Below are 22,145 nucleotides of genomic sequence, written 5' to 3'. Positions count from 1 at the left end.
TTTCTACATTTCATTTTGAAAAAACTCTAGGAATGCCTTACCATACTTCCGGTATTTCACTTCCCCGACACCCTTTACCCTCAGCATTTCCGCTTCGGTCTGTGGGCAAACCACACTCATCTCACGCAGCGTGGCATCATTAAAAATAATATATGAGGGCACATGCTCACGTCCCGCCAACTCTCGCCGGATCAGACGCAGCTGCTCAAAGACGGTCTCATTGACTGCCGAAGGTGACAGGTCATGCCCGCGACTACGAACTCGCGTACCAGATGCCGCACCTGCTCGTGTTGGCCGCGCTACTCGCTGCATGACCTCACGCTGTCCGCGCAGTACCTCAGCAGCCAAAGGCTGGAGCCGCACTACGGGGTATTGTCCTTCAGACAAAGCAAGATATCCCTCAGAGATGAGTACATTGATGCTCTCTGAGATCTCCTTCTCTGTCCGGCTCGACATCGCACCGTGGGTCGGCAGCTTATCAAAACCATACTGCATCACCTTCTGATTACGAGAACCTTTCAGCACAGAAGCCACCAACGCAACTCCATAACGTTCCCGCATACGGTGAATGCAGGAGAATATCTTCTGCGCATCTACGGTCATATCTACAAGCTCTCGTTCATCTGTACATGAGCTGCAAATGCCGCATAACTTATCCTCATGCTCCTCACCGAAATAATCCAGCTGGGCACTGCGCAAGCAGCGGGTAGTATAACAATAATCAATCATTTGCTGAAGCTTGCGATATTCGTTAGCTTTACGGTCCGTATCCTGCGGATTCTGCTCGATCAGGAACTTCTGAGTCATAATATCCTGTGCGCTAAAAAGCAAAATACATTCACTCGGCTCCCCGTCACGACCAGCACGGCCCGCTTCCTGAACATAAGCTTCCATATTTTTTGGCATATTATAATGAATTACGTACCGGACATTGGATTTATCAATCCCCATCCCAAAAGCGTTGGTGGCCACCATGACCCGGATATCGTCATATAGGAAGCCTTCCTGGCTATCTGCCCGCTCCTGATCATTCATACCTGCGTGATAGCGGCCTGCCGCTATTCCAGAAGCCTGCAGCCTTTGATATAGATCATCCACTTCTTTGCGTGTAGCCGCATATACAATACCCGGCTGATGAGAATGCGTTGCGGTGTAATCCATAACGAATTCCCGCTTATTCTCTCCACGTAGCACAGACATCGCTAGATTATCTCTTCCAAGTCCAGTCATGAAAATACCCGGCTCGCGCAGACGCAGCAGCCGAACCATATCCTCCATAACCTCTGGTGTTGCCGTCGCTGTAAATGCAGCCAAGATCGGCCGTTCTGGCAGCTCGTTCACAAAAGGCGATACCGACAAATAACTTGTACGGAAATCATGTCCCCACTGAGATACACAGTGCGCCTCATCCACAGCCACACAGGAAATCGCCAGCTCAGCCATCTCCAGACGGAACCAGTCCAGCTCTAGCCTTTCGGGCGCAACATAAAGCAGCTTCAAATCTCCGCGACGGGCAGCCCGAATCCGCTCATTTACTTCTTTCCCGCTTAACGTGCTATTAATAAAGGCTGCCGGAATACCTGCCGTGGTTAACGCATCGACCTGATCCTTCATCAGAGAGATCAATGGTGAGATCACCAGTGTCAGCCCAGGAAGCAGCAGTGCGGGAACTTGATAGCAAATCGATTTCCCACCTCCCGTAGGAAGAATACCGAGTGTGTCGCGACCTTCCAGCAAGTTCTGAACAATCTTCTTCTGACCATCCCGAAAATCCGGATAACCGTAATATTTTTGCAGCTCAGCCTGCGCCTGTTCAATAGTAGGTGCTTGCATCATCATATCTCTCATAACCCCTTAAGCGTTTCTATCTTTAGTTTAGCGGTCAAAAGTGTATTGAGCAACACTCCTTAACTATGGTCACCATGTTCTTCCTTTGAAATATTTACATAAAAGGCCTTCTTTTAAGCCAAGCTTTAAGAAGAGAGATTTCATAGAAGGGTGGAGCGACCGTGCAAAATTGGAAACAAAAATATACCTCTTTTAAACATAAGCCTGCACGCAAAGAGTCCTCTGCCCAGGACAATCGTCCGGTAAATCCACTGGATTCCAGCCTGGAGAGCAATATAAGCTTCATTCAACAAGTCTTTGGAGAAGACAGCGATCTTATAGTCCGTAACTTCAAGGTGTACGGTAGACATGATGCGGCTATTATCTTTTTTTCTTCTGTGGTGGACCAGAATCAAATTCAGAACTATGTTTTAAAGCCATTAATGAATGTTTCCTCTGATCTCTCAGAAATTCCAAAAGATCTAAAGGATTTACCTGATTACATCTGGAGTATGACGGTACAAGTAACACAAGGTAACCGTACTAAGGATCTAAATACTCTAGCCTCTATCTTGCTGGAGGGAAATGTAGTTCTAATCATAGATGGAATGGATCAGGCACTTTACTTCAATCTGCGTAAAATTGAGCATCGTAGCATTGAGCAACCTCAAACTGAACAAGTCATACGCGGTTCGCGTGATGGGTTTATAGAGAATTTAGAATCCAATATCTCTTTGCTTCGCTATCGACTACAAACACCGGATTTTCGTGTAGTAACTGCCCCTCTTGGCGTACGGACGCGCTCAAAAGTATCTGTTTGTTATATCGAAGGAATAGCCGATCCAGGGCTAGTTCAAAAGGTGATGAAGCGATTATCAGCAATAAATGTAGACGGCATCCTTGATGCGGGGTATATCGAGCAATTCATAGAAGATCATCCCCTCTCCCCGTTTCCACAGGTTCAGCCAACCGAACGCCCGGATAAATCTATAGCCTCTTTATTAGAAGGACGAGTCATCATCCTTGTAGACGGCTCACCATTCTGCCTCATCGTCCCGGCGCTCTTCAATCAGTTCTTTCAGACGATGGATGACTATACAGAACGTTTTGTTGTAGGAAGCCTCCTAAGAATGATCCGCCTGATCGCATTATTATTTTCCCTTTTCTTCCCAGCCTTATATGTATCCATTATCTCTTTCAATCCTGAGCTACTGCCGACAGAGTTCGCCGTAGCAATAACTGGTGCAAGAGCTGGCGTACCCTTTCCAGCCGTATTGGAAGTTCTGATTATGGAAGTCTTCATGGAGGTGCTGCGCGAAGCAACCATTCGCTTACCGCAAATGATTGGCGGGGCTCTTTCTATTGTAGGTGTGCTTGTCATTGGTCAGGCAGCCGTAGCAGCAGGTCTGGCGAGTCCCACTACCGTAGTTGTTGTTGCTATAACGACCATAGGGTCTTTTGCCACCCCCGCTTACAATGCCGCTATCTCTTCAAGAATGCTTAGATTTCCATTGATCATATTGGCAGGCTGCTTTGGCCTGTACGGAGTCATGCTTGGCACTATTGTTATTGTTAACCACTTATTATTCCTGGAATCCTTTGGCGTTCCCTACATGACACCCTTTGTGCCTACGATATGGAAGGACCTTAAGGATAGTATCGTTCGGGTACCTTTATGGTGGATGCGAAGTCGCCCAAGCTTTCTCAATACACCTGATCCTGATCTTCTTGCGAAGGATATCCCCAAAATGCATACCGATCTGATTTTTAAGGAGAAAAGTGAAGCTGATGAATAGTAACCGCCCCATAACAACGATCCAAGTCATGGCTGTAATCATCAGTACGATTATAGGAATAGGAATCTTAAGTATTCCTCGTTATATGGCTGAAGCCGGAGACAGTGGTGCACCGCTCGTAACTGCTTCTGGCGTACCTGTTGCTTTTTTGGGTTGCTGGTTTACAGCGGTTGTCTGCCGAAAATTCCCTAACGAAACGTTGTTCGTATTCAGCCGCCGCCTTCTCGGAACTTGGCTCGCGGACATTTTCTCCATGCTTATTTTTTTGTTTTTTGCTTTCTCTGCCGGGATCACCATGCGCCAATTCGGAGAAGTATGTGTTGCGGTTGTCTTTAAAAAGACACCAATCGAAGCAGTAATTCTCTTAATGCTCCTACTGGTTGCCTTATCAATCCGTAGAAATATTGTAAAATTCACTTATGTACATGTTTTTTATTTACCCTTTATTCTATTATCCGCTATCGCAATTATATTGGTAGCTATGAGAAATGTTGATGTTCTGAACTTGCTACCCCTCACCGGAAATCACACCACCTTTTCAAGCTTTTCCAAGGGAACGATTACGTCCGCTGGCCTTTATCAAGGCACATTTGTCATCATCCTGCTGGTTCCTCTAATGAAAAAACCTCAACAGATCCTTAAAGCAGGCACTGTTGCGCTTGGTATCATTGGATTCATTTATGTAATGATCGTGTGGGTCACTCTAGGCATGTTTGGAGCTCAGGAAACCAAATTACTGTCCTATCCAACCCTAGAAGCAGCTCGCTCCATATCCATCGGCGCAGGACTATTAGAACGGTTTGATGCTCTTTTTATAATAATTTGGGTGATTTCTATATTCACTACCATTTTTACGAACTACTACTTAGCCGCATACTCTCTGCAACAAGTGCTGCGGCACAAGGATCACCGCCTAATATCCAGTTTCTTACTTCCACTTATCTTCACTTTTTCACTTTTGCCGAGAAACATATTTCAGGTCTATTCATTTGCTAGCATTACAGCGATAATCGGTTTGATTTTTTTGACCTTCTATCCTCTTTTATTATGGTTAGTCTCTTTAATCCGAAATAAAGGGGCCATTTCTCATGAATAAAAAAATTTATAAGCGTGTAGTTCTTATTTTTATTCTCTCACTCCTGTCTGGATTGCTCGCAGGTTGCTGGGACCAGCTCGAAATTGAAGATCGTGCATTGGTGCTAGGGTTATCCATTGATTCCGTCCCTCCAGACAGCAAAACAAATGATGACCAAACCACTCATCTTAAAAGCGCAAATATTAACCTACCCCAAATTCGTGTAACCGCCCAAATTGCGGTTCCGGGAAGAGTTCCACTCGGACCAGGCAGTGGGGGTGAAGGCGGAGGCGGGAATCAAAATCCAGTATGGGTCGTAGAAGTATACGGGTACACATTAGATGACGCCATGAACAATTTGCAGCAGCAAATTTCTGATCCACGTTATCTAATTCATTTACGAGTGATTATTATTAGTGAGGATATTGCAAGAAAAAACATGGATGACTTAAATGATTATTTGCGTCGCAATCCAGAAGTTCGTCGCCGGACCTGGCTGCTAGTATCCGAAGGGGAAGCTGCCAAATTCATGAATATTAATCCTCCGCTGCAGCGAGTGCCGACTCTTTACATCCTCTCCACCATGGAAAAAGCAGTGACATCGGGGAAATTTCCCGCTGATTATATAGGTGTATTCTGGTCAGCAAATTCCAAATGGGGCGAAAGTGGTTATCTGCCTTACGTCTCATTACATCAGGAAGACAATATCATGATTAAAGGCCTAGCTTACTTTAGTGGTGGAGTGATGGTCGGTTCGACGATTCCGATTGAGATTGGCGCATATATGTCCATGAAGGGCATTAATCCGGGGGGATACTCCGATCTTTTTTATGCTGATGAATTCGGTCCGGTGATGCTCAAGGTCAACGACCGGTTCACGAGGGTGAAAGTTCAATTCAAAGAGGGCAAACCTCATATCACCTATAATCTTTCTTTAGAAGCGGATCTGGACGAGCATTTACGCAATGATATCAGTATTGCTTCCAGTCGTTCTTTAGAAAAGATTGAAGATATCTTTCAAAAGAGAGTGATCGGTATTTTTAACCACCTTATCAAAGAAACTCAGGAAGCGCATTCCGATGTCTTTGGCATGGGTGAATATATTCGTGCATATGCTCCCTCCTACTGGAAAGCCCATGTTCGTGACAAACATGACTGGGAGCAGCAGTATTCCAATCTCAGTATTGAAGTTAAGTTGAAAACTCACATCGACAGAGTAGGTCTTAAACAAAATTAAATGACGTTTATAGGAGGCTCTACTATGCTCTATCACCAGCTAACCTACGTAATTGTTGCGCTGCTGATCTCCAGTGTTCTGTTGCTTACTGTGGATACTAAAATATATGCAGTCAATGCTATGCACCGGGAAAAGAAATACGCTAATGTGATCGGTTGGATATATTTCAGCTTATTCCTGGTGATAGGACTAGCTCAGCTATTCTATCTATAAATCGAATTCGTTTCTTGCTGCCCTTCACATAGTATTTCTTAACCGCCCATGGTATATTGAGGAGTACAATATTAAAGGACGGAGAATGCAGTCATGAACACAAGAAGAAATCCTAAAGAAACAGCCAAAAGAGGTACTCGTTCCCACAGCAATTCCCACAGCAAGCCAAATGGCAAGCTTAATCATAAAGCTAAAGCACCCGCAGCGCCCAAGTCTTTTACAGTAAATGAACCTTCTGAGCTGTTACCCTTCTTACTCATCCATATCACAGGCCGTGGACGAAATGCTATTAAATCTATCCTCTCGCGTGGACAAGTAGCAGTGAATGGCAAAGTAGTCACACAGCATAATTTTCAATTGCATCCGGGTCAAACTGTGACGATTGATCAAGAGAAGCCTGTACAAGTAGCGGAAATGATCGGACTCACCATCGTCCATGAAGATGATGATCTAATCATTATTCAGAAGGATGCTGGACTGCTGTCGATTGCCACTGCGGAAGAAAATGAATTAACAGCTTACCGCCAGCTTATGGAGCATGTCCGCATCAGCAATCCTAAGAATCGAATTTTTGTCGTGCACCGCTTGGACCGCGATACGTCTGGGGTAATGATGTTTGCCAAAAGCGAACGGATCCAGCAAGCACTGCAAACTACGTGGAAGGATACCGTGAAAGAACGTTCTTACGTAGCTCTAGTCGAAGGCGCCGTCAAAAGACCTGAAGGTACAGTGAGCTCTTGGCTAAAAGAAACCTCTACCCTGAAAATGTACTCCAGTCCTCATGAAGGCGATGGTCTACATGCGATCACACATTATAAGCTCATTCAGGCGAACCGCCACTTCTCGTTACTTGAGGTAAAGCTTGAAACTGGACGCAAAAATCAGATTCGTGTTCATATGGCAGATATCGGCCATCCGATTGCAGGAGACAAGAAGTATGGTGCAGAGACCAAAACGGTAGGCCGTCTCGGTCTGCATGCTCGTGTACTTTCTTTTATTCATCCTACTAAAGGAGAGTTAATGACCTTCGAAAGCCCGATTCCGAAGACATTCCTGAAATATACCGCACCTGCACCTACGAACTAACAAGATCACAGTGAATACCCATTCATCCTAAGGGGGCTGATTACAGTGGAGCTTACTACACTACAATCGCTACAATAACTTAACAAAGAATGGGTGATTAGCTATGACAACAGCACATCATTATGAATGTATTGAACGTTTACCCACGACTGAGGAGCATGCCTCCTTATGGGAAGCTGTCGGTTGGGGGAACGTGAATACGGAAATGACCGCAGCCTCTCTGGCTCATTCGGTGTATGGTATAGTCGTTGTACAGGAAGACAAGGTTATCGGTATGGGGCGGATCGTCGGCGATGGTCATATGTATTTCTATATTCAGGACGTAGCCGTGCTTCCCGAATTTCAGGGCCAAGGCATTGGTAATGTCATTATTGAGCAGCTAATACACTATATTCGATCTCATTGTTTTTCTGGCGCGTTCGTCGGACTTTTCGCATCACATGGGAATGATACCTTTTACGAACGATACGGCTTTCAGAATCATGCCCCGGGTATGACGGGCATGTTCAAGGTCATGGAGTAACAAGCGAAAGATGCCCGGTCCATATGGTCCCTGGGCATCTTTTTCACTTCTATTTAGATCATGTTACAATACTAATAAACAAAAGAAGGTGCCATTATTGTTCCATCCTACTGTCTTCGATAATATTAAAATTGCTTTTGAGAACCAAATCTACGATTACGATAATTTGGACGGAATTCTAGTAGTTACGGATCGTTCCGACCTTCTGAATATGGCATCGATGTCCAGAGAATTCAGCCTTTCCTTCCAATTGACGGCTGGCAGGAGCGTAACCGCCGAAGTCTTTCTTACTTCATCTGTGAAAGATCTTAGCGATGAAATATTGGAAGTGCCTAACACGGATCCCGGTTGCAATCTTTCGTTACGTTTTTATATGGAGATCGAAGATATCCCTGCTGAATGTCAGGCGATCGAGAGTATTCTCAAAGCGATCTGGGGGCCTGAATTCCAGCCCGTGCAATCTTTAAGCTTCATTTATGGTCAAGAAGGTGAAACCTACAACAACTGCATCGAGCTGCGATTCAAAAGGCAAATCACGGAGGAGCAGATGGAGGACATTCCGAACCTGCTGAATCATCTTATGCAAAGTGTAGAAGAACTGGAATCTTTCTCCGTATAATCCCTACTGCACACCGTTCGTACTTTGGAAAAAGAGGTGAGCCAGAAATGAAATTCCTGCCTGCTGCCAAAAGTAACCGTTGGTTTATCTGGATGGCTGTTTATGGTGTTTTTCTGTGGCTGCTTTTCATTCTGCACAGATTCGTTATGATGGCTCATACATTGGATGTCACACTCTTGCTGCGCTTCGCACTCTTTTCTATTGTCGTATCTGGTATCGTTAACGCCTTAGCGTGGTTCGGAGCTCGTCTACTCTGGTTAATCACTACAACAGGAATAATCATCGGTTCAGTAATTATGCTAAGCTACACCTATAGAGAGATGTCCGGTTGGGAGGATCTCGCGGGATTCCTAGCTTTTTTCTTTTTTACATGTGGAGGATTTGCACTCGGTTTATTGGCGGAAGCAATTCGTCTGCTGGTTAAGCAGTGGCCGAAAGCTTGAACGGAGGAGATGATCGATCGTTGTCCAATTCTTTTCTAACCAAAAATGCATTGTCCCATTCCTTAAAAGAACTAATGGAACATACGTCGCTCAATAAAATTACAGTCAAACAGCTCGTGGACCATTGCGGACTAAATCGACAAACTTTCTATTATCATTTTCAAGATATATTTGATTTACTCGGTTGGATCTATAAGACTGAGGCTGTAGAGAGCATCGCCCAGTATCGTAGCTACAGTACGTGGACGGACGGTTTTTATAGAATCTTCTGCTATATCGAACGAAATAAAACCTTTTGCTGCAACACCTTGAACTCACTGGGCAGAAATCATCTGGATGCGTATCTATACGAAGTGACGAATGATCTCATTATGGGTGTCATAAACGAACTGTCCGCCGGGATGGAGGTTAGCTACGAAGATAAACATTTCATTGCTAACTTCTATACACTGGCCTTCACAGGCCTTGTCATTCAGTGGATGAGAGATGGGATGAAGGAGCATCCGGATCACATTATCGAGAAGCTAAGTGTACTCATTGAGGGAAATTTTCTGAAAGCTTTGCACAAATATGAGAACAAGCCGTTGTAACCTTTGGGTTCAGCGGTTTTTTTGTCTAAAAACTAGACACATAGACCGTAATGACTAAAATCCATACACTCTAAAAGGATTGATTATACCTTCAAAATTGGAGTTGGTTTACATTAAGAATGTGATTATTTCAACAACAACTTGGAGGCGACCATTGTGAAAAAAGAGTACGGTAATAAACAGGTTTATTTTGTCGGTGGCGGAATTGCATCCTTAGCGGGCGCGGCTTACCTGGTCAGAGACTGTGACTTTCCGGGACAGAACATTCACATTATTGAAGAGATGAAGATTCTCGGTGGCAGCAACGACGGCGCAGGTGACGCTGAGCACGGTTATGTCATTCGCGGTGGCCGGATGCTCAACGATGAGACCTATGAGAATACATGGGATCTACTCATGTCGATTCCCTCCCTCGACCATCCTGAGAAATCCGTTAGAGAAGAGATTATAGAATTCGATACCGCCAATCCAACACATGCTAACGCTAGACTCGTTAACCGCAACGGTGAGGTGGAAGATGTATTATCCATGGGCTTCGATATGGCTGACCGGCTTGCGATGGGTAAATTGATTATTACACCGGAAGAAAAAATGGGAAAAGCTCGGATTAACGACTGGTTTGGTCCACATTTTTTCACCACGAACTTCTGGTATATGTGGGCTACTACTTTCGCCTTCCAACCTTGGCATAGCGCGGTAGAGCTTAAACGATATATGATTCGCTTCGTTCATGAGTTCCCAAGAATTCAAACCCTGGAAGGCGTAACCCGCACTCCATATAACCAGTATGATTCCATCATCTTACCAATGCACAAATATCTCGAAGGCTTTGGTGTAGACTTTACATTGAAATGTACAGTAACTGACCTGCAGTTCAAAGACGGAGATGGCATTACCGTAACCCAAATGAACGTCCTGCGCCAAGGTGTCCCAGACGTTATTAACATAAGCGAAGACGATATCGTAATCGTCACGAACGGCTCCATGACTGAAGGATCGAGCCTTGGATCCATGACCTCTGCCCCACGTCTCAATGGGAAGGGTAGCTCATGGAAGTTATGGGAGAACATCGCTGCCAAAAAACCAGGTCTCGGCAATCCATCCTCCTTCGATGATCATATCGATGGTTCGAAATGGGAGTCCTTTACCGTGACCTTCCAAGATTCCAAATTCTTCGATCTTATGGAGAAATTCACTCGCAATCGTGCGGGTACTGGCGCATTGGTTACCTTTAAAGATTCAAGCTGGTTAATGTCCGTTGTCTTAGCCTTCCAACCGCATTTCCGCAATCAACCAGAACATGTAAAAGTATTCTGGGGTTACGGTTTGTACCCTGACAACGTAGGAGACTTCGTGAAGAAGAAAATGAGCGAATGTACCGGTGAAGAAATTATGGAAGAATTAATCGGTCATCTTCATTTCGAAGAACATAAGGACGAGATCATGGCAACTGCTAATTGTATTCCATGTATGATGCCTTATATCACTTCACAATTCATGCCTAGATTAAATAGTGACCGACCTAAAGTAGTTCCTGAAGGCTCCACTAACCTTGCCTTCGTTGGCCAATATTGCGAAATTCCAGATGATGTTGTATTCACGGAAGAATACTCTATCCGAGCAGCAAGAACTGCAGTATACACATTGCTCGGCATTAACCGGCCTATCGAGCCAATCAATCAACATCAGTACGATGTCCGCACCTTGTTCACAAGCTTTATCACTTCTTTTAGATAAACACATCATAAAAAGACAAGCGCTCCCGTATAGATTCGGGGGCGCTTGTCTTTGTAGTGTGTAAAACAGAGCAGAGTTTCGGAATTAAAAAAAGAAGAAATGGAAACTTCTCCATCTCTTCTTCTTCACACTATACGAACTTTATATATTGCAAGATCCGTCCGCGCAGCCATCATCCGTGGATACTTCGGATTTTCCATTGCCAACCACCTGTAGCGTTGGTCCTGCTTGCTCCTCCGCCCACACGGTATCCAACACCTCTGTAAATACAGGTCCTGGCTGTGCACCAGATAACGCATATTTATTGTTGAACACGAAGAATGGTACACCGGTAATATTAAGACGGCTTCCTTCCTCGATATCGCCGTTCACTTCAGCTGTGTAAGCATCTGTCTCCAGCATTGCCGCAACTTCTGCCTGATCCAGCCCTACCTCGGCAGCAAGTGTAGCAAGTACACTGCGGTCTCCAAGATTCAATGAATCCGTAAAGTAGGCACGTAGCAAACGTTCGGACATTTCTGCACCTTTTCCTTTTGAGCTTGCAAAGTGACTCAGGCGGTGGCTGTCGAAAGTATTCGTATGCTTCACTGTATCAAAATTGAATTCCAATCCCACATCTTGTGCTTGCTCAGCTAACTGAGCATTCATTGCTTTTGCTTTTTCGATAGACATTCCGTATTTGGTAGCCAACAGCTCATGAATATTCTTATCTGTACTCACCTCTGCGTGTGGATCTAGTTGAAAGCTACGGAATACCACCTCTACTTGATCACGGTTCGGAAATTGACTCAGTGCATTCTCCAAACGTCTTTTACCGATGTAACAAAATGGACACGCATAATCGGACCAAATATCTATTCTCATGAAAAAAACCTCCTAATATTATTGTTCATTTGTAACTGCTGAATAAGATTGATAACTAAATATTCGTCGCTTACTATTATATAGTTAAAAACCGAAAAATACAAACTTAACTTTTATTTTCAAAAAAATCTCTTTAGACCTGAACCCCAACTAAAAGTATACGAAAGTGGTATATACGCTCTTCTTCAGGAACGATAGAATCAAGGTAACCATTTCGCCGGAAGACTACATTCAGATTAGCGGACGAAAGAAGTCCTGAAGGGAGATTCAAGAAATGTATGATCTATCTATAGTGATTCCTACCCGTAACCGAATTGACGACCTTACGGTGTGCATAGAGTCCATTGGCAAGCAGACACAGCTTGAGGACATCTCCATCGAGCTATGGATTGTGGACGACGGTGAGATCCCTGAGGACAGATTAGCCTATTATCGTGAAATACTAACTGGATTACCGCAAGCTAAACTGCATTATCATCGCAAAACTAAGCCTGGTCTCTGGCTTTCCCGTTACGAAGCGCTAGGACTGATCCATGCAGAAATTATGCTTAACTTAGATGACGATGCAGAGTTAGATGACTCCTTATATATTCGACGACTGCTAGATACTTATGCAGCCGATGATTCCATAGTTGGTATAGGTGGTGTAGCCAAAGGCATACATAGTAGCATGCCAAGCAGGCTATTCGGTATGCTAACCGGACAAATGTCCGGATCACCAGGCAGATTGTCGGCAAGTATGTTTGCAGGCTCGCAATTCCTTTGGGGAGACAAGAAGCATGTATTTGAAACTGATTTTTTTCACGGCTGCAATATGTCCTTCCGGCGCTCGGCACTACGTGATATTAAACCCTATCCATGGATGACAAGCTATTCCATAGCCGAAGATATTTATTTGTCTCATTTGGCCAGCCGCTATGGCAAGCTTGTGATTAATCCCGCCATGAAAATCATCCATCATGAGTCGCCAGGCTCTCGCGATAAGGCAGGCGTTGTAGCAAATGCTACCGCCATCAACCACTACTATCTGCTCAACTTGCGTAAAGCTCCTTTTATGAATTATGCTGCCTTGATCTGGACACTGACTTGTCTGACGGCTAAAGCAACTCTAAAATGGAATTTCAAAGCTGTTAGCGGATATGCCAAGGGTATCCTCTTCGTATTAAATCCTCGCAAGAATAAATATAGTGAATATATGCTCGATTAAGTAGCATCGTTTACTTCTAAATCTGTAGCACCGCTCCGAATCAGGATTCGGGGCTTTTTTCTATGTCGCCCGATTATATCCCTAAATGTGTCATGAAATTAATTTCCATCAACTTGTTATCTGGGGTATGATATAAATAATGTGTTTTGTTTTAGAAACTAACTTTATGGATGGTGGAATATGTTCAAGAACAAAAAAACGACGCTGATCCTCGTTGTAATCGTCATCGCCCTCATAGCTGTCGGCGCTTGGCTAATTACTAAGGATAAGGACGATAAAACAGCGGGAACTACGGGTAGCGCAACAACATCCGGAAAAGGAGAGGAAAAGTCTCTCTCTCAAACCTTTTATATTTATGACACTGTTGTGAATATCAAAGTGTTCGGTGCTACAGTAGAACAGAAAAATATGGATGATATCCAGCAGATGCTGGAGCGAATGGATATGGAGCTTAGCCGCACCAAAGAAGGTGGAGAGACTTACGCAGTCAATCAGGCAGCAGGAAAAGAAGCGGTTGTTGTTTCTGACGAGACCCTGGATGTAATTAAACAATCCATACAATACGCAAAGGAAATGGACGGGCTATTTGATCCTACAATCGGTCCGTTAATCGATCTTTGGAATATCGGTAGCGGTGGAGATAAGGTCCCTCCCCAAGCTGAAATTGATAAAGCGAAGAGCCTAACCAATTACAAGGACGTTGAAATTGATGAAGCTGCGAAAACTGTAAAGCTGATGAAGGAAAATATGGTGCTAGATCTGGGCGGCATTGGTAAAGGTTATGCTGCTGACCGTATCGCTGATTATTTGAAAGAGCAAGGTCTAAATAGCGCTATGATTAACCTCGGAGGCAGCAGTATTATTGCTCTCGGTAAGAAGCCAAACGGAACGGAATGGAATATCGGATTGCAGGATCCAGATCAAAGCCGTGGCACACAGCTAGGAACCATTAAAATCTCAGATGAGGTCATCGATGCTTCTGGTGTTTACGAACGGTATTTTATGCAGGACAATATTCGTTACCATCATATCCTTGATCCACGCACAGGATATCCTTCACAGAACGGTCTCAAAAGCCTTACCATTATGAGCCCGAATGCAACAGATGCGGATGCCTTATCCACTGGGGTATTCCTGATGGGAATCGAGGAGGGCATGAAATATCTTGAATCTTTACCTGATGATGTTGAAGCTTTCTTTATTACCGACGACAACAAAATCTATGCAACTAAAGGCATAAAAGAAAGAATGAACCTGACAGATCCAACGTACAGCTTCGCAGAGTAAACGAAAAAAGCTTGTCCCATTGAGCCGAAGCTGGCTTTCTAGGGAGCAAGCTTTTTTTGATAGAAGGAGCGAGATTTATGAACCTTGTGAAACCCCTACCTTCCATAGCGGCGGGCTATCGTCATACCGCCCTCCTTAAATCAGACGGCACGGTGACGGCTGTAGGTGATAATAAATATGGCCAATGTGATGTAAGTGACTGGTGCGATATGATAGCGGTTGCGGCGGGTAATGCTCATACCGGTAATTCTCATACCATCGGGCTTAAATCGGATGGTACGGTGGCGGCTGTGGGTTGGAATAAGTATGACCAATGCGATGTAAGCGGCTGGGCTGATATTGTGGCGGTAGCCGCGGGTTGGCGTCGTACCGTCGGACTTAAATCGGATGGCACGGTAGTTGCTGTGGGTCGAAATAATGAAGGCCAATGCAATGTAAGTGACTGGCGTGATATAGTAGCAGTTGCGGCGGGTGATTGGCATACCGTCGGGCTTAAAACGGACAGCACGGTCACAATTGTGGGTAATAATCGGTATGGCCAACGCAATGTAAATGATTGGCATGACATAGTGGCTATAGCGGCGGGTTACCTTCATACCGTCGGTCTTAAATCAAACGGTACGGTAGTTGCTGCGGGTCGAAATCATGAAGACCAGTGTAATGTAACCAGCTGGCACGGTATTGTGGCTATAGCGGCAGGTAGTCATCATACCATCGGTCTTAAATCAGACGGTACGGTGGTTGCTGTGGGTTGGAATAAGCACGGCGAATGCAATATAAGTGACTGGCGCGATATGGTGGCGGTAGCGGCAGGTTGCACTCATACCATCGGTCTTAAATCGGACGGTACGGTGGTTGCTGTGGGTAACAACGAACATGGACAATGCGATGTAAGCGGGTGGCGCGGCATCCAACTATCTGGAAATTAGTTATAAAAAAATGAAAGCCATGCGCAGATTTCTCTCGCATGGCTTACTAATATCTCTGGAGGACTTGTTCTCTCACACAAGAGGAAGCTCGCCAAATTCCTTATAATTAGTAAAACTATAACTAGGCTTATGATCCGTAGCCGGTTGTCTGCCTCTCGGATTGTACCAGCAAACCTTCCATCCAGCCGCAAGTGCTCCAACTACATCGTTAGCCCAAGTATCCCCTATATAAAGCGAATTGTCCGCTAAAGTACCTGTCTTTTGGTTTACGTGTATGAATATTTCTGGGTCCGGTTTAGCAAGACCTACAGCATCAGAAATAAAGATCATGTCCTCGGGAATAATCTGATCTAAGCCTAGTCCACGAATCTTACTCATCTGATGATCCTTCGGTCCATTCGTAATAATACCTACCTTATGACCGTCCGCAATAAATCGTTCAAGATGCTCACGCACGCCATCAATCATCTGAATCGTATATTGACGTCCAATATATGCCGCTTGAACCGCTGTGGCTTGATCACGATCAATCTGCAAACCATACTCGGCAAAAGCAAGCTCCAAACGGCGCACCCTCGTCTCTTCAAGCGGAATCTCACCGCGCAAATACATCGGCCACAACACATCGCTATGATGTCTCACTTTATAAAATAATTCCGCAAAGTCCAGACTACTCTCATCTGGGCTGAGCACTTCCCGTACCGCTTCTTTAAATGGTACCAGATGATCATACAACGTATCATCGAGGTCAAAAAAGATTGCCAACTTATGACTTGTTTCCACTTTAACGCCCCTTACTCGTCTTTCTCTCTAGCTGCTTTAGAAAAAAAGGTTATAGGTAAAAAATTCATCATCCCGAATGTAGCCATGCGTTTCATATAACCGCTGCGCCAGCACATTCTCTGTCATCGTTGTCAGGGATAAGCCCTTCGTATTCGTAGAGACCGCATAATCTCTAGCACTTTCCAGTAGCATAGCACCTAGCCCTTGCCCTCGGATTTCTGTAGTAACGAACAAATCATTCAGGATCCAGAGGCGCTCCATCGTAACCGATGAAAAAGAAGGATAGAGCTGTGTGAAGCCCCGCGCGCGTTTCTCATCGCCTTCCCCCTCAACCACCATAAGGATCACAGATTCATTCAGCTTTAGTCTGTCGGCTAAGAAGACGCGTGCACCTTCCCGATCTGAGGCTGCTCTATAAAATACTCGATACTCATCAAATAATGGGATGAGCCGTTCTAAATCATCCAGAACCACTCGTTCTATCCGATAATTGTTCATCATCAGTGCTCACTTTCCGGCTTCGCCCGTTTTAACCTCATTGTAAATGGTTACCGAGCCGTTCACCATGGAGAGAACGCCGAATGATTTGGACAATTGAGCCTTATTCCTTTGAATCGTAGAACACATGCCGGGCACTAACTTTACCCGCTTCGATATCTAAAATTCCGAAAGAATACAATTTCTCACGCCGCTTATCTGTAGGAGAACCTGGATTAAATAGCAGGATACCATTCTCCTCTCTTAGCAAGGGCTGATGTGAATGACCAAAGAGAATACAATCCACCTCATCATTCGCAAAAGCAAGCAGTGCGTTCCCATCCGTTCCTTTACGGGAATGTGGCGTATGTCCATGTACCATGCCAATCCGGATTCCTTCAAGGGTAATGATCTTGCGCTCTCCGAAACGCGCAATGATCTCATCGCCATCATTATTTCCAGCAATCCCCTCTACCGGTGCTAGTTCTGACAGTAAATCATAGATTCCCATACTCACCCAATCACCGAGATGCAAGATTAAATCCACATTTTGAAACTCTGCTATCAACGCCTTTGGCAGAGACTTAGCCATTCTTGACATATGTGTATCAGATACGACTCCTACTTTCATAAATCTCAGCTCCTAATCTATCATCCTCAACTTTGGTTATCATACTTATTCATAAATCTAATATTCAAATAATTGTACGATTTGCTTAAGCGAGAAGCAAGTCTGTGACTTCCTCCACTCCGCAGCTAGTTCTCCCGATCCTGCCAATTCCACAGCCTTACTTCCCCAACATGCATTCTGCTGACCCATGTTTCATCCTTCAGCTTGAGCAGTTCTTTCACCGGACCGGTTACAACAGCTCCATAGAGCTTAACTCCATTCTTCTCTATATAACTAATGGAATCATCCAGATCAATGAATGGAATCACCCTTTTGGAGATGGATTTATACTCCTGCATCAAGTGCAGCGTCTTGAGGAAGTTCGCATTACGCAGTTCACCATCCCCATATGACTCAACAGATGGAGAACTACTCGAACGACTAGTCACCCCACCAAACCAGCCCCTTTTTCCCTTCGATTCCTTCGTTACTGTCATATCATCGGCATGCCAGATTGGCATAAAAGGAAATCCTAATGGATTATCAACAACAGGCTCTCGTGTCCTTGGCCCCGTATCTGCCGCGAACCACAAAGGCTGAAGATTCTTAGGCTCAAACTTCTTCAACAGCTCATCTGTCGTAAATAATTGGTCAAAAGACAAGTATGCTTCCGCTACCGTCCCCTCAGGGAGCTTCTCTAATCTCTCCCACTCACTGCTATCATCCATACTATTTGCCGCATCCTTCTTCCCCTGTGGATATACAAAGTAATAACCAACACTTCTACTCTCATTTGTCCAGGAATAGTTGTAGAGTCTAGCCCAGCCAAATAGAAGCTTCATTGAATAATCTCCGACAGTGATTTGTTCATCTCCCACTTGTTTCTCTATCTTACTTGTCAGATTCATACTAAAAAATGGACCGGTACCACTTCTCAAATGTACAATCGTGTTCGGCTGTGAAACAGCAATTGCGGAAGAAACGACATCACGGTATTTCTCTACTCTCTCCCCAGTACCATAAAATATCGCACTAATAATACTGCAAATAATCATGAAAATTAAGAACGCAGAAATTACCGTTAAAGTATTCGATATACGGGCTCTCCATTTACCGCGGCGGATGATCTTTTTTTCCTTGCCAGATCTGTTTCTTTTACCCTTTCCGAATTTTATGCTCTTATCCTCACTTGAAGCCGGCTTTTCTTCACCCATGAGTTCATCCAGATAAGCCTGATAAGCTTCCATCTTCTCCAGTTCGCGCTCTACTACATCCCTATCCTCGTCAGCAAGGGTACCTTCGCCGTACCTTCTTAACTTCTCCTTGAACTCCTCACTCATGTTCATTCCTCCTCCGCTCTGCTTCACGCAGCTTCTGTCTAGCTCGAAAGATTAAGATCTTATATTGGGACAGACCCACATTCATAATGTCCGATGCCTCCAGATAACTAAGACCATGAAAATCATGTAGCAGCAGTGCATGCCTCTGATTGTCCGGTAGCTCACCTATCGCAATCCTCATTTCTTCCCAACGTTCCTGCCGAAGCAGCGTGCTTTCCGTGGTATCTGGATGGGCGAGCTGTTTAAAAAAATCCTCACTCTGAACAGTACTGCGTCCTTCCTTCCGCTTATAATCTACGAAGGCATTGTACGCGACACGGAACAACCACGGCTTAATCTTCTCGTCTTTACAATCCTCCAAATATAAATAAGCACGGTAAAAGGTCTCCTGCATTAAATCTTCGGCCGCATGATGATCACCACAAAGGGAGCGCAAATAGCGGTAAATATCCATCACATACATCTGATATATTTCATCCAGTGAATTTCGCTTCATGCACTCCCCCCTTAACCTAACCACGTATACTCGCATAAAAAGTTACAGCTAAATTTAGCAACTAGTATGAATATACCAGTATTTCTATGGAAGAATGCGAAAAAAAGCCCGCTGACAAGGAGGTTAACTCCTGCCAACAGGCTTGTTAATAATTATCTGAATATTCATTGATCATTCAATTCCCCAGGTTACTCTGCTTACAGAACAACCTCAACTTCTTTGAGCATTTCACTAACAGAGATTAAACCGCCACCGGACAAGTACCAGTAGTTAGGATCAAGGTAAATGATTTTACCGTTTTTAAAAGCATTTGTATTCTTCACGAGATCGTTCTCAACTGCATCCTTCGCTGAACCGGATTTGCTGCCATCACTCTTCACAGCCGCATCTCTATCTACTACGAACAGATAATCCGGATTCTTGTCGGCTACATATTCGTAAGATACGCTTTGACCATGAGTGGATACTTCGATTTTATCATCCGCTTGTGCAAATCCGAATACATCATGGATAATACCAAAACGTGAACCTGAACCATAAGCACTGATTTTTCCTTCATTGGCAAGAATAATAAGAGATTTTTTACCATCAGCTTTAGCTTTCTCATTCAGAGCTTTAACAGAGTCAGTAATAGTCGCAAGCTCAGCTTCTACTTCAGCTTCCTTGCCAAAAATTTGGCCCAGCGTCTTCACATTCTTCGTGAAGGATTCCATGTAATTTGCATTATCTACAGCAACGTACAGTGTAGGTGCAATTTTGCTGAATTCATCATAAGAATCTTGCTGTCTGCCGGAAATGATGATCAGATCAGGAGAAAGACTATTTATTTTTTCGAAGTCAGGCTCTTTCAAACCACCGACATTCTCATATTTGGCATCGCTATATTTAGAGAGATAAGAGGGTACATTGCTTTGAGGCACTCCAGTCACCTCTACGCCCAGTTTATCCAAAGTATCGAGTGTACCGAAGTCAAATACAACGACTTTCTGCGGGTTACTCTTAATCGTAATTTCTCCAAGTTCATGCTTAATAGTAAGCTCTTTGGATTCTGTATTCGGTGCAGTAGTAGCCTCTGTATTGCCTGCCGCTGCTGTATTATTATCTGAAGTTGCTGCATTATTGGAGCCACAGGCCGCCAAGATTACGGCAAGAAACACTGTCATGATTAGTAAAGATACGTTCTTCTTCAAAATATTCACCCCTATAATTTATAGTCAAGCTATTTGAATTATTCGCGTTTACGTCAAGAAGCTGGCGCCTATCACTTCTAGCGTTACGTCATAATAATTTCAGAATATAAACGGCGTCTTGTTTAAAAATAGACACCAATTTTACGACCACCTATTGTTTCTATAGGGATATCCATGTCATATACATCCCTAAGCACTGCCGTATCAATAATTTCATCCACCGTACCCGATGAAGCTACCCGCCCATTCTTGAGCGCTACAATGTAATCAGAGTAACAAGAAGCAAAATTAATATCATGAATGACGAGCACAATCGTCTTGCCCTTCTCTTCTACCAATCGGCGTAACACCTTCATAATTTGTACAGAATGCTTCATATCCAGGTTGTTGAGCGGTTCATCGAGCAAAATATACTCAGTGTCCTGAGCCATAACCATTGCAATATACGCTCTCTGACGTTGTCCACCGCTAAGCTGATCAATATATTTATCCTGCATCTCTTGAAGGTCCATGTAAGCAATCGCTTCGTCAACGAACGCTCGATCCTCAGGTGTGAGCTTTCCCTGTGAATAAGGGAACCTTCCGAAAGAAACAAGCTCCTTCACGGTAAGGCGTACGCTGATATGATTGGACTGCTTTAGTACCGATATTTTACGAGCAAGTTCATTACTCTTACAGCTGCCAATTTCCTTTCCTTCGATCAGTACCTCTCCCGCGTCTTTGGAGATAAGTCTACTGATCATGGAAAGCAACGTGCTTTTACCAGCTCCGTTAGGGCCGATAAACGAGGTAATAGTACCCTTTTTAATGGATAAAGACACATCGTCAACGACGGTAACTCCGCCATAACGCTTGGTTACATGCTTAACTTCTACCACGACTTATTCTCCTTTAACAGCAGATAGACAAAGTAGACGCCACCTGCAAAATTAATGATTACACTAACCGTAGTAGTGAATCCAAACACACGTTCAACTAGAAACTGTCCCCCGACAAGAGCAATAATGCTTAGCAAAATCGTGCCGGGAATCAGATAGGAATGCTTATACGTACGGAACAACTGATGCCCCACATTGGCTACTAGTAAACCCAAGAAAGTGATCGGTCCTACTAAAGCCGTTGATATCGAAACGTAGATGGATACAATAACTAACAGCCTTTTGACTACATAGTCATAATTGATCCCTAAGTTAATGGCTTCATCTTTTCCTAAAGAAATAACATCTAAGTACTTCACAAATCGCATGAAATACAGCGTAGTTAGCGCCAGAACAACTGTAGACAATATCAGTAGATCACTGCTGACGTTGTTGAAGCTGGCGAACATTTTTCCTTGTAGAATCAGGAATTCATTCGGATCAATGAGCACTTCCATAAAAGAAGATGCACTCTGGAACATCGTCCCCATAATAAGTCCTACGAGCAGCAGGAAGTATATGTTTTGACCCTCTCTTCGGAACATTAGCTTATACAGCACACCTGAGAACAGAACCATGATGCAAGCTGAGAACAAGAAATTCACATTTTTATTCATAAACGTCATATTTGATGAGCCTAGGGCGTATACACCGAACGTCTGGATCAACATGTACAAAGAGTCTAGCCCCAGAATACTAGGTGTCAAAATCCGATTGTTCGTAATGCTCTGAAAAACTACGGTAGAGACAGCTATCACCGCTCCGGTAATTAAAATGGCCGCCAGCTTTCTCCCCCGACTGGGTAGAACATAATCCCAATTTCCCATAACATGATAGGTCATAAACAAGACGATGAGAGCAACAGCGCTTAAGGATAATATAGTTAGTTTCGTCTTCAT

23 protein-coding genes are annotated in these 22,145 nt (G+C 44.1%); 13 read left to right on the top strand and 10 right to left on the bottom strand.

Annotation, left to right across the window (positions count from 1 at the left end; genetic code table 11):
• Positions 1–3 precede the first annotated feature (3 nt).
• Complete coding sequence (gene recQ, locus NST34_RS06455; RefSeq protein WP_341127400.1) at positions 4–1,839, bottom strand: DNA helicase RecQ; 1,836 nt, start codon at positions 1,837–1,839, stop codon at positions 4–6.
• Between the two features lie 170 nt (positions 1,840–2,009).
• Between recQ and NST34_RS06450 the strand changes: the two genes are divergently transcribed.
• The 10 genes from NST34_RS06450 to NST34_RS06405 all read left to right on the top strand — a co-directional run bounded on the left by NST34_RS06450 (position 2,010) and on the right by NST34_RS06405 (position 11,146).
• The gene (locus NST34_RS06450) at positions 2,010–3,623 is read left to right on the top strand and encodes a spore germination protein (protein WP_341127399.1); all 1,614 of its coding nucleotides are present in this window, start codon (positions 2,010–2,012) and stop codon (positions 3,621–3,623) included.
• Entirely contained in the window at positions 3,616–4,719 is a 1,104-nt protein-coding gene (locus NST34_RS06445; RefSeq protein WP_076284132.1) for a GerAB/ArcD/ProY family transporter, read from the top strand. Before NST34_RS06450 ends, NST34_RS06445 begins: the two co-directional genes overlap by 8 nt.
• Entirely contained in the window at positions 4,712–5,935 is a 1,224-nt protein-coding gene (locus tag NST34_RS06440) for a Ger(x)C family spore germination protein (RefSeq protein WP_076284131.1), read from the top strand. The genes NST34_RS06445 and NST34_RS06440 overlap by 8 nt, the downstream gene beginning before the upstream one ends.
• Positions 5,936–5,959: 24 nt before the next feature.
• On the top strand, positions 5,960–6,148 hold the full coding sequence (locus tag NST34_RS06435) for a CLC_0170 family protein (protein WP_076119977.1): 189 nt from the start codon (positions 5,960–5,962) through the stop codon (positions 6,146–6,148).
• A 93-nt stretch (positions 6,149–6,241) separates the two neighbouring features.
• Positions 6,242–7,234, top strand: a complete 993-nt coding sequence (locus tag NST34_RS06430) for an RluA family pseudouridine synthase (protein WP_076284129.1) — start codon at positions 6,242–6,244, stop codon at positions 7,232–7,234.
• 103 nt (positions 7,235–7,337) lie between these two features.
• The gene (locus NST34_RS06425; protein WP_076284128.1) at positions 7,338–7,757 is read left to right on the top strand and encodes a GNAT family N-acetyltransferase; all 420 of its coding nucleotides are present in this window, start codon (positions 7,338–7,340) and stop codon (positions 7,755–7,757) included.
• 97 nt (positions 7,758–7,854) lie between these two features.
• Positions 7,855–8,376, top strand: a complete 522-nt coding sequence (locus NST34_RS06420; RefSeq protein WP_341127398.1) for a hypothetical protein — start codon at positions 7,855–7,857, stop codon at positions 8,374–8,376.
• Positions 8,377–8,423: 47 nt separating this feature from the next.
• Positions 8,424–8,819 carry a hypothetical protein gene (locus tag NST34_RS06415; protein ID WP_076298243.1) on the top strand — a complete coding sequence of 132 codons (396 nt, stop codon included), beginning with the start codon at positions 8,424–8,426 and terminating at the stop codon, positions 8,817–8,819.
• 20 nt (positions 8,820–8,839) lie between these two features.
• Complete coding sequence (locus NST34_RS06410) at positions 8,840–9,409, top strand: TetR-like C-terminal domain-containing protein (protein ID WP_076298244.1); 570 nt, start codon at positions 8,840–8,842, stop codon at positions 9,407–9,409.
• Positions 9,410–9,565: 156 nt separating this feature from the next.
• Entirely contained in the window at positions 9,566–11,146 is a 1,581-nt protein-coding gene (locus NST34_RS06405) for an oleate hydratase (protein WP_076284125.1), read from the top strand.
• 141 nt (positions 11,147–11,287) lie between these two features.
• On the opposite strand, the gene NST34_RS06400 is transcribed toward NST34_RS06405, so the two are convergent.
• On the bottom strand, positions 11,288–12,010 hold the full coding sequence (locus tag NST34_RS06400; RefSeq protein ID WP_076298246.1) for a DsbA family oxidoreductase: 723 nt from the start codon (positions 12,008–12,010) through the stop codon (positions 11,288–11,290).
• Positions 12,011–12,284: 274 nt separating this feature from the next.
• On the opposite strand from NST34_RS06400, the gene NST34_RS06395 reads away from it, so the two are divergent.
• The 3 genes from NST34_RS06395 to NST34_RS06385 all read left to right on the top strand — a co-directional run bounded on the left by NST34_RS06395 (position 12,285) and on the right by NST34_RS06385 (position 15,433).
• A complete protein-coding gene (locus NST34_RS06395; protein ID WP_076298247.1) occupies positions 12,285–13,217 on the top strand; it encodes a glycosyltransferase family 2 protein in 933 nt (310 codons plus the stop codon).
• Positions 13,218–13,397: 180 nt separating this feature from the next.
• Positions 13,398–14,504: an FAD:protein FMN transferase gene (locus tag NST34_RS06390; protein ID WP_076298248.1), complete on the top strand. Its 1,107-nt coding sequence runs from the start codon at positions 13,398–13,400 to the stop codon at positions 14,502–14,504.
• Positions 14,505–14,581: 77 nt separating this feature from the next.
• Entirely contained in the window at positions 14,582–15,433 is an 852-nt protein-coding gene (locus tag NST34_RS06385; protein ID WP_341127397.1) for an RCC1 domain-containing protein, read from the top strand.
• Between the two features lie 72 nt (positions 15,434–15,505).
• On the opposite strand, the gene NST34_RS06380 is transcribed toward NST34_RS06385, so the two are convergent.
• The 8 genes from NST34_RS06380 to NST34_RS06345 all read right to left on the bottom strand — a co-directional run bounded on the left by NST34_RS06380 (position 15,506) and on the right by NST34_RS06345 (position 22,145).
• Positions 15,506–16,216, bottom strand: a complete 711-nt coding sequence (locus NST34_RS06380; RefSeq protein ID WP_341127396.1) for an HAD family hydrolase — start codon at positions 16,214–16,216, stop codon at positions 15,506–15,508.
• Between the two features lie 36 nt (positions 16,217–16,252).
• Entirely contained in the window at positions 16,253–16,717 is a 465-nt protein-coding gene (locus NST34_RS06375) for a GNAT family N-acetyltransferase (RefSeq protein WP_341127395.1), read from the bottom strand.
• A 100-nt stretch (positions 16,718–16,817) separates the two neighbouring features.
• Entirely contained in the window at positions 16,818–17,324 is a 507-nt protein-coding gene (locus tag NST34_RS06370) for a metallophosphoesterase family protein (RefSeq protein WP_042185664.1), read from the bottom strand.
• Positions 17,325–17,449: 125 nt separating this feature from the next.
• The gene (locus tag NST34_RS06365; RefSeq protein WP_341127394.1) at positions 17,450–18,643 is read right to left on the bottom strand and encodes an anti-sigma factor; all 1,194 of its coding nucleotides are present in this window, start codon (positions 18,641–18,643) and stop codon (positions 17,450–17,452) included.
• Positions 18,636–19,139: a sigma-70 family RNA polymerase sigma factor gene (locus NST34_RS06360; RefSeq protein WP_042185661.1), complete on the bottom strand. Its 504-nt coding sequence runs from the start codon at positions 19,137–19,139 to the stop codon at positions 18,636–18,638. Before NST34_RS06360 ends, NST34_RS06365 begins: the two co-directional genes overlap by 8 nt.
• A gap of 197 nt (positions 19,140–19,336) precedes the next feature.
• Complete coding sequence (locus tag NST34_RS06355; protein WP_269321982.1) at positions 19,337–20,329, bottom strand: siderophore ABC transporter substrate-binding protein; 993 nt, start codon at positions 20,327–20,329, stop codon at positions 19,337–19,339.
• 122 nt (positions 20,330–20,451) lie between these two features.
• Positions 20,452–21,207, bottom strand: coding sequence for an iron ABC transporter ATP-binding protein (locus tag NST34_RS06350; RefSeq protein ID WP_341127393.1), 756 nt, complete (start codon positions 21,205–21,207; stop codon positions 20,452–20,454).
• Positions 21,201–22,145 carry an iron chelate uptake ABC transporter family permease subunit gene (locus tag NST34_RS06345; RefSeq protein ID WP_042125012.1) on the bottom strand — a complete coding sequence of 315 codons (945 nt, stop codon included), beginning with the start codon at positions 22,143–22,145 and terminating at the stop codon, positions 21,201–21,203. Before NST34_RS06345 ends, NST34_RS06350 begins: the two co-directional genes overlap by 7 nt.

The sequence above is a fragment of the Paenibacillus sp. FSL H7-0714 genome (genome assembly GCF_038003765.1).
Classification (GTDB): domain Bacteria; phylum Bacillota; class Bacilli; order Paenibacillales; family Paenibacillaceae; genus Paenibacillus_AQ.
Note: the sequence above shows the minus strand (reverse complement) of the source record. Positions and strands in the feature narration are given on the sequence as shown.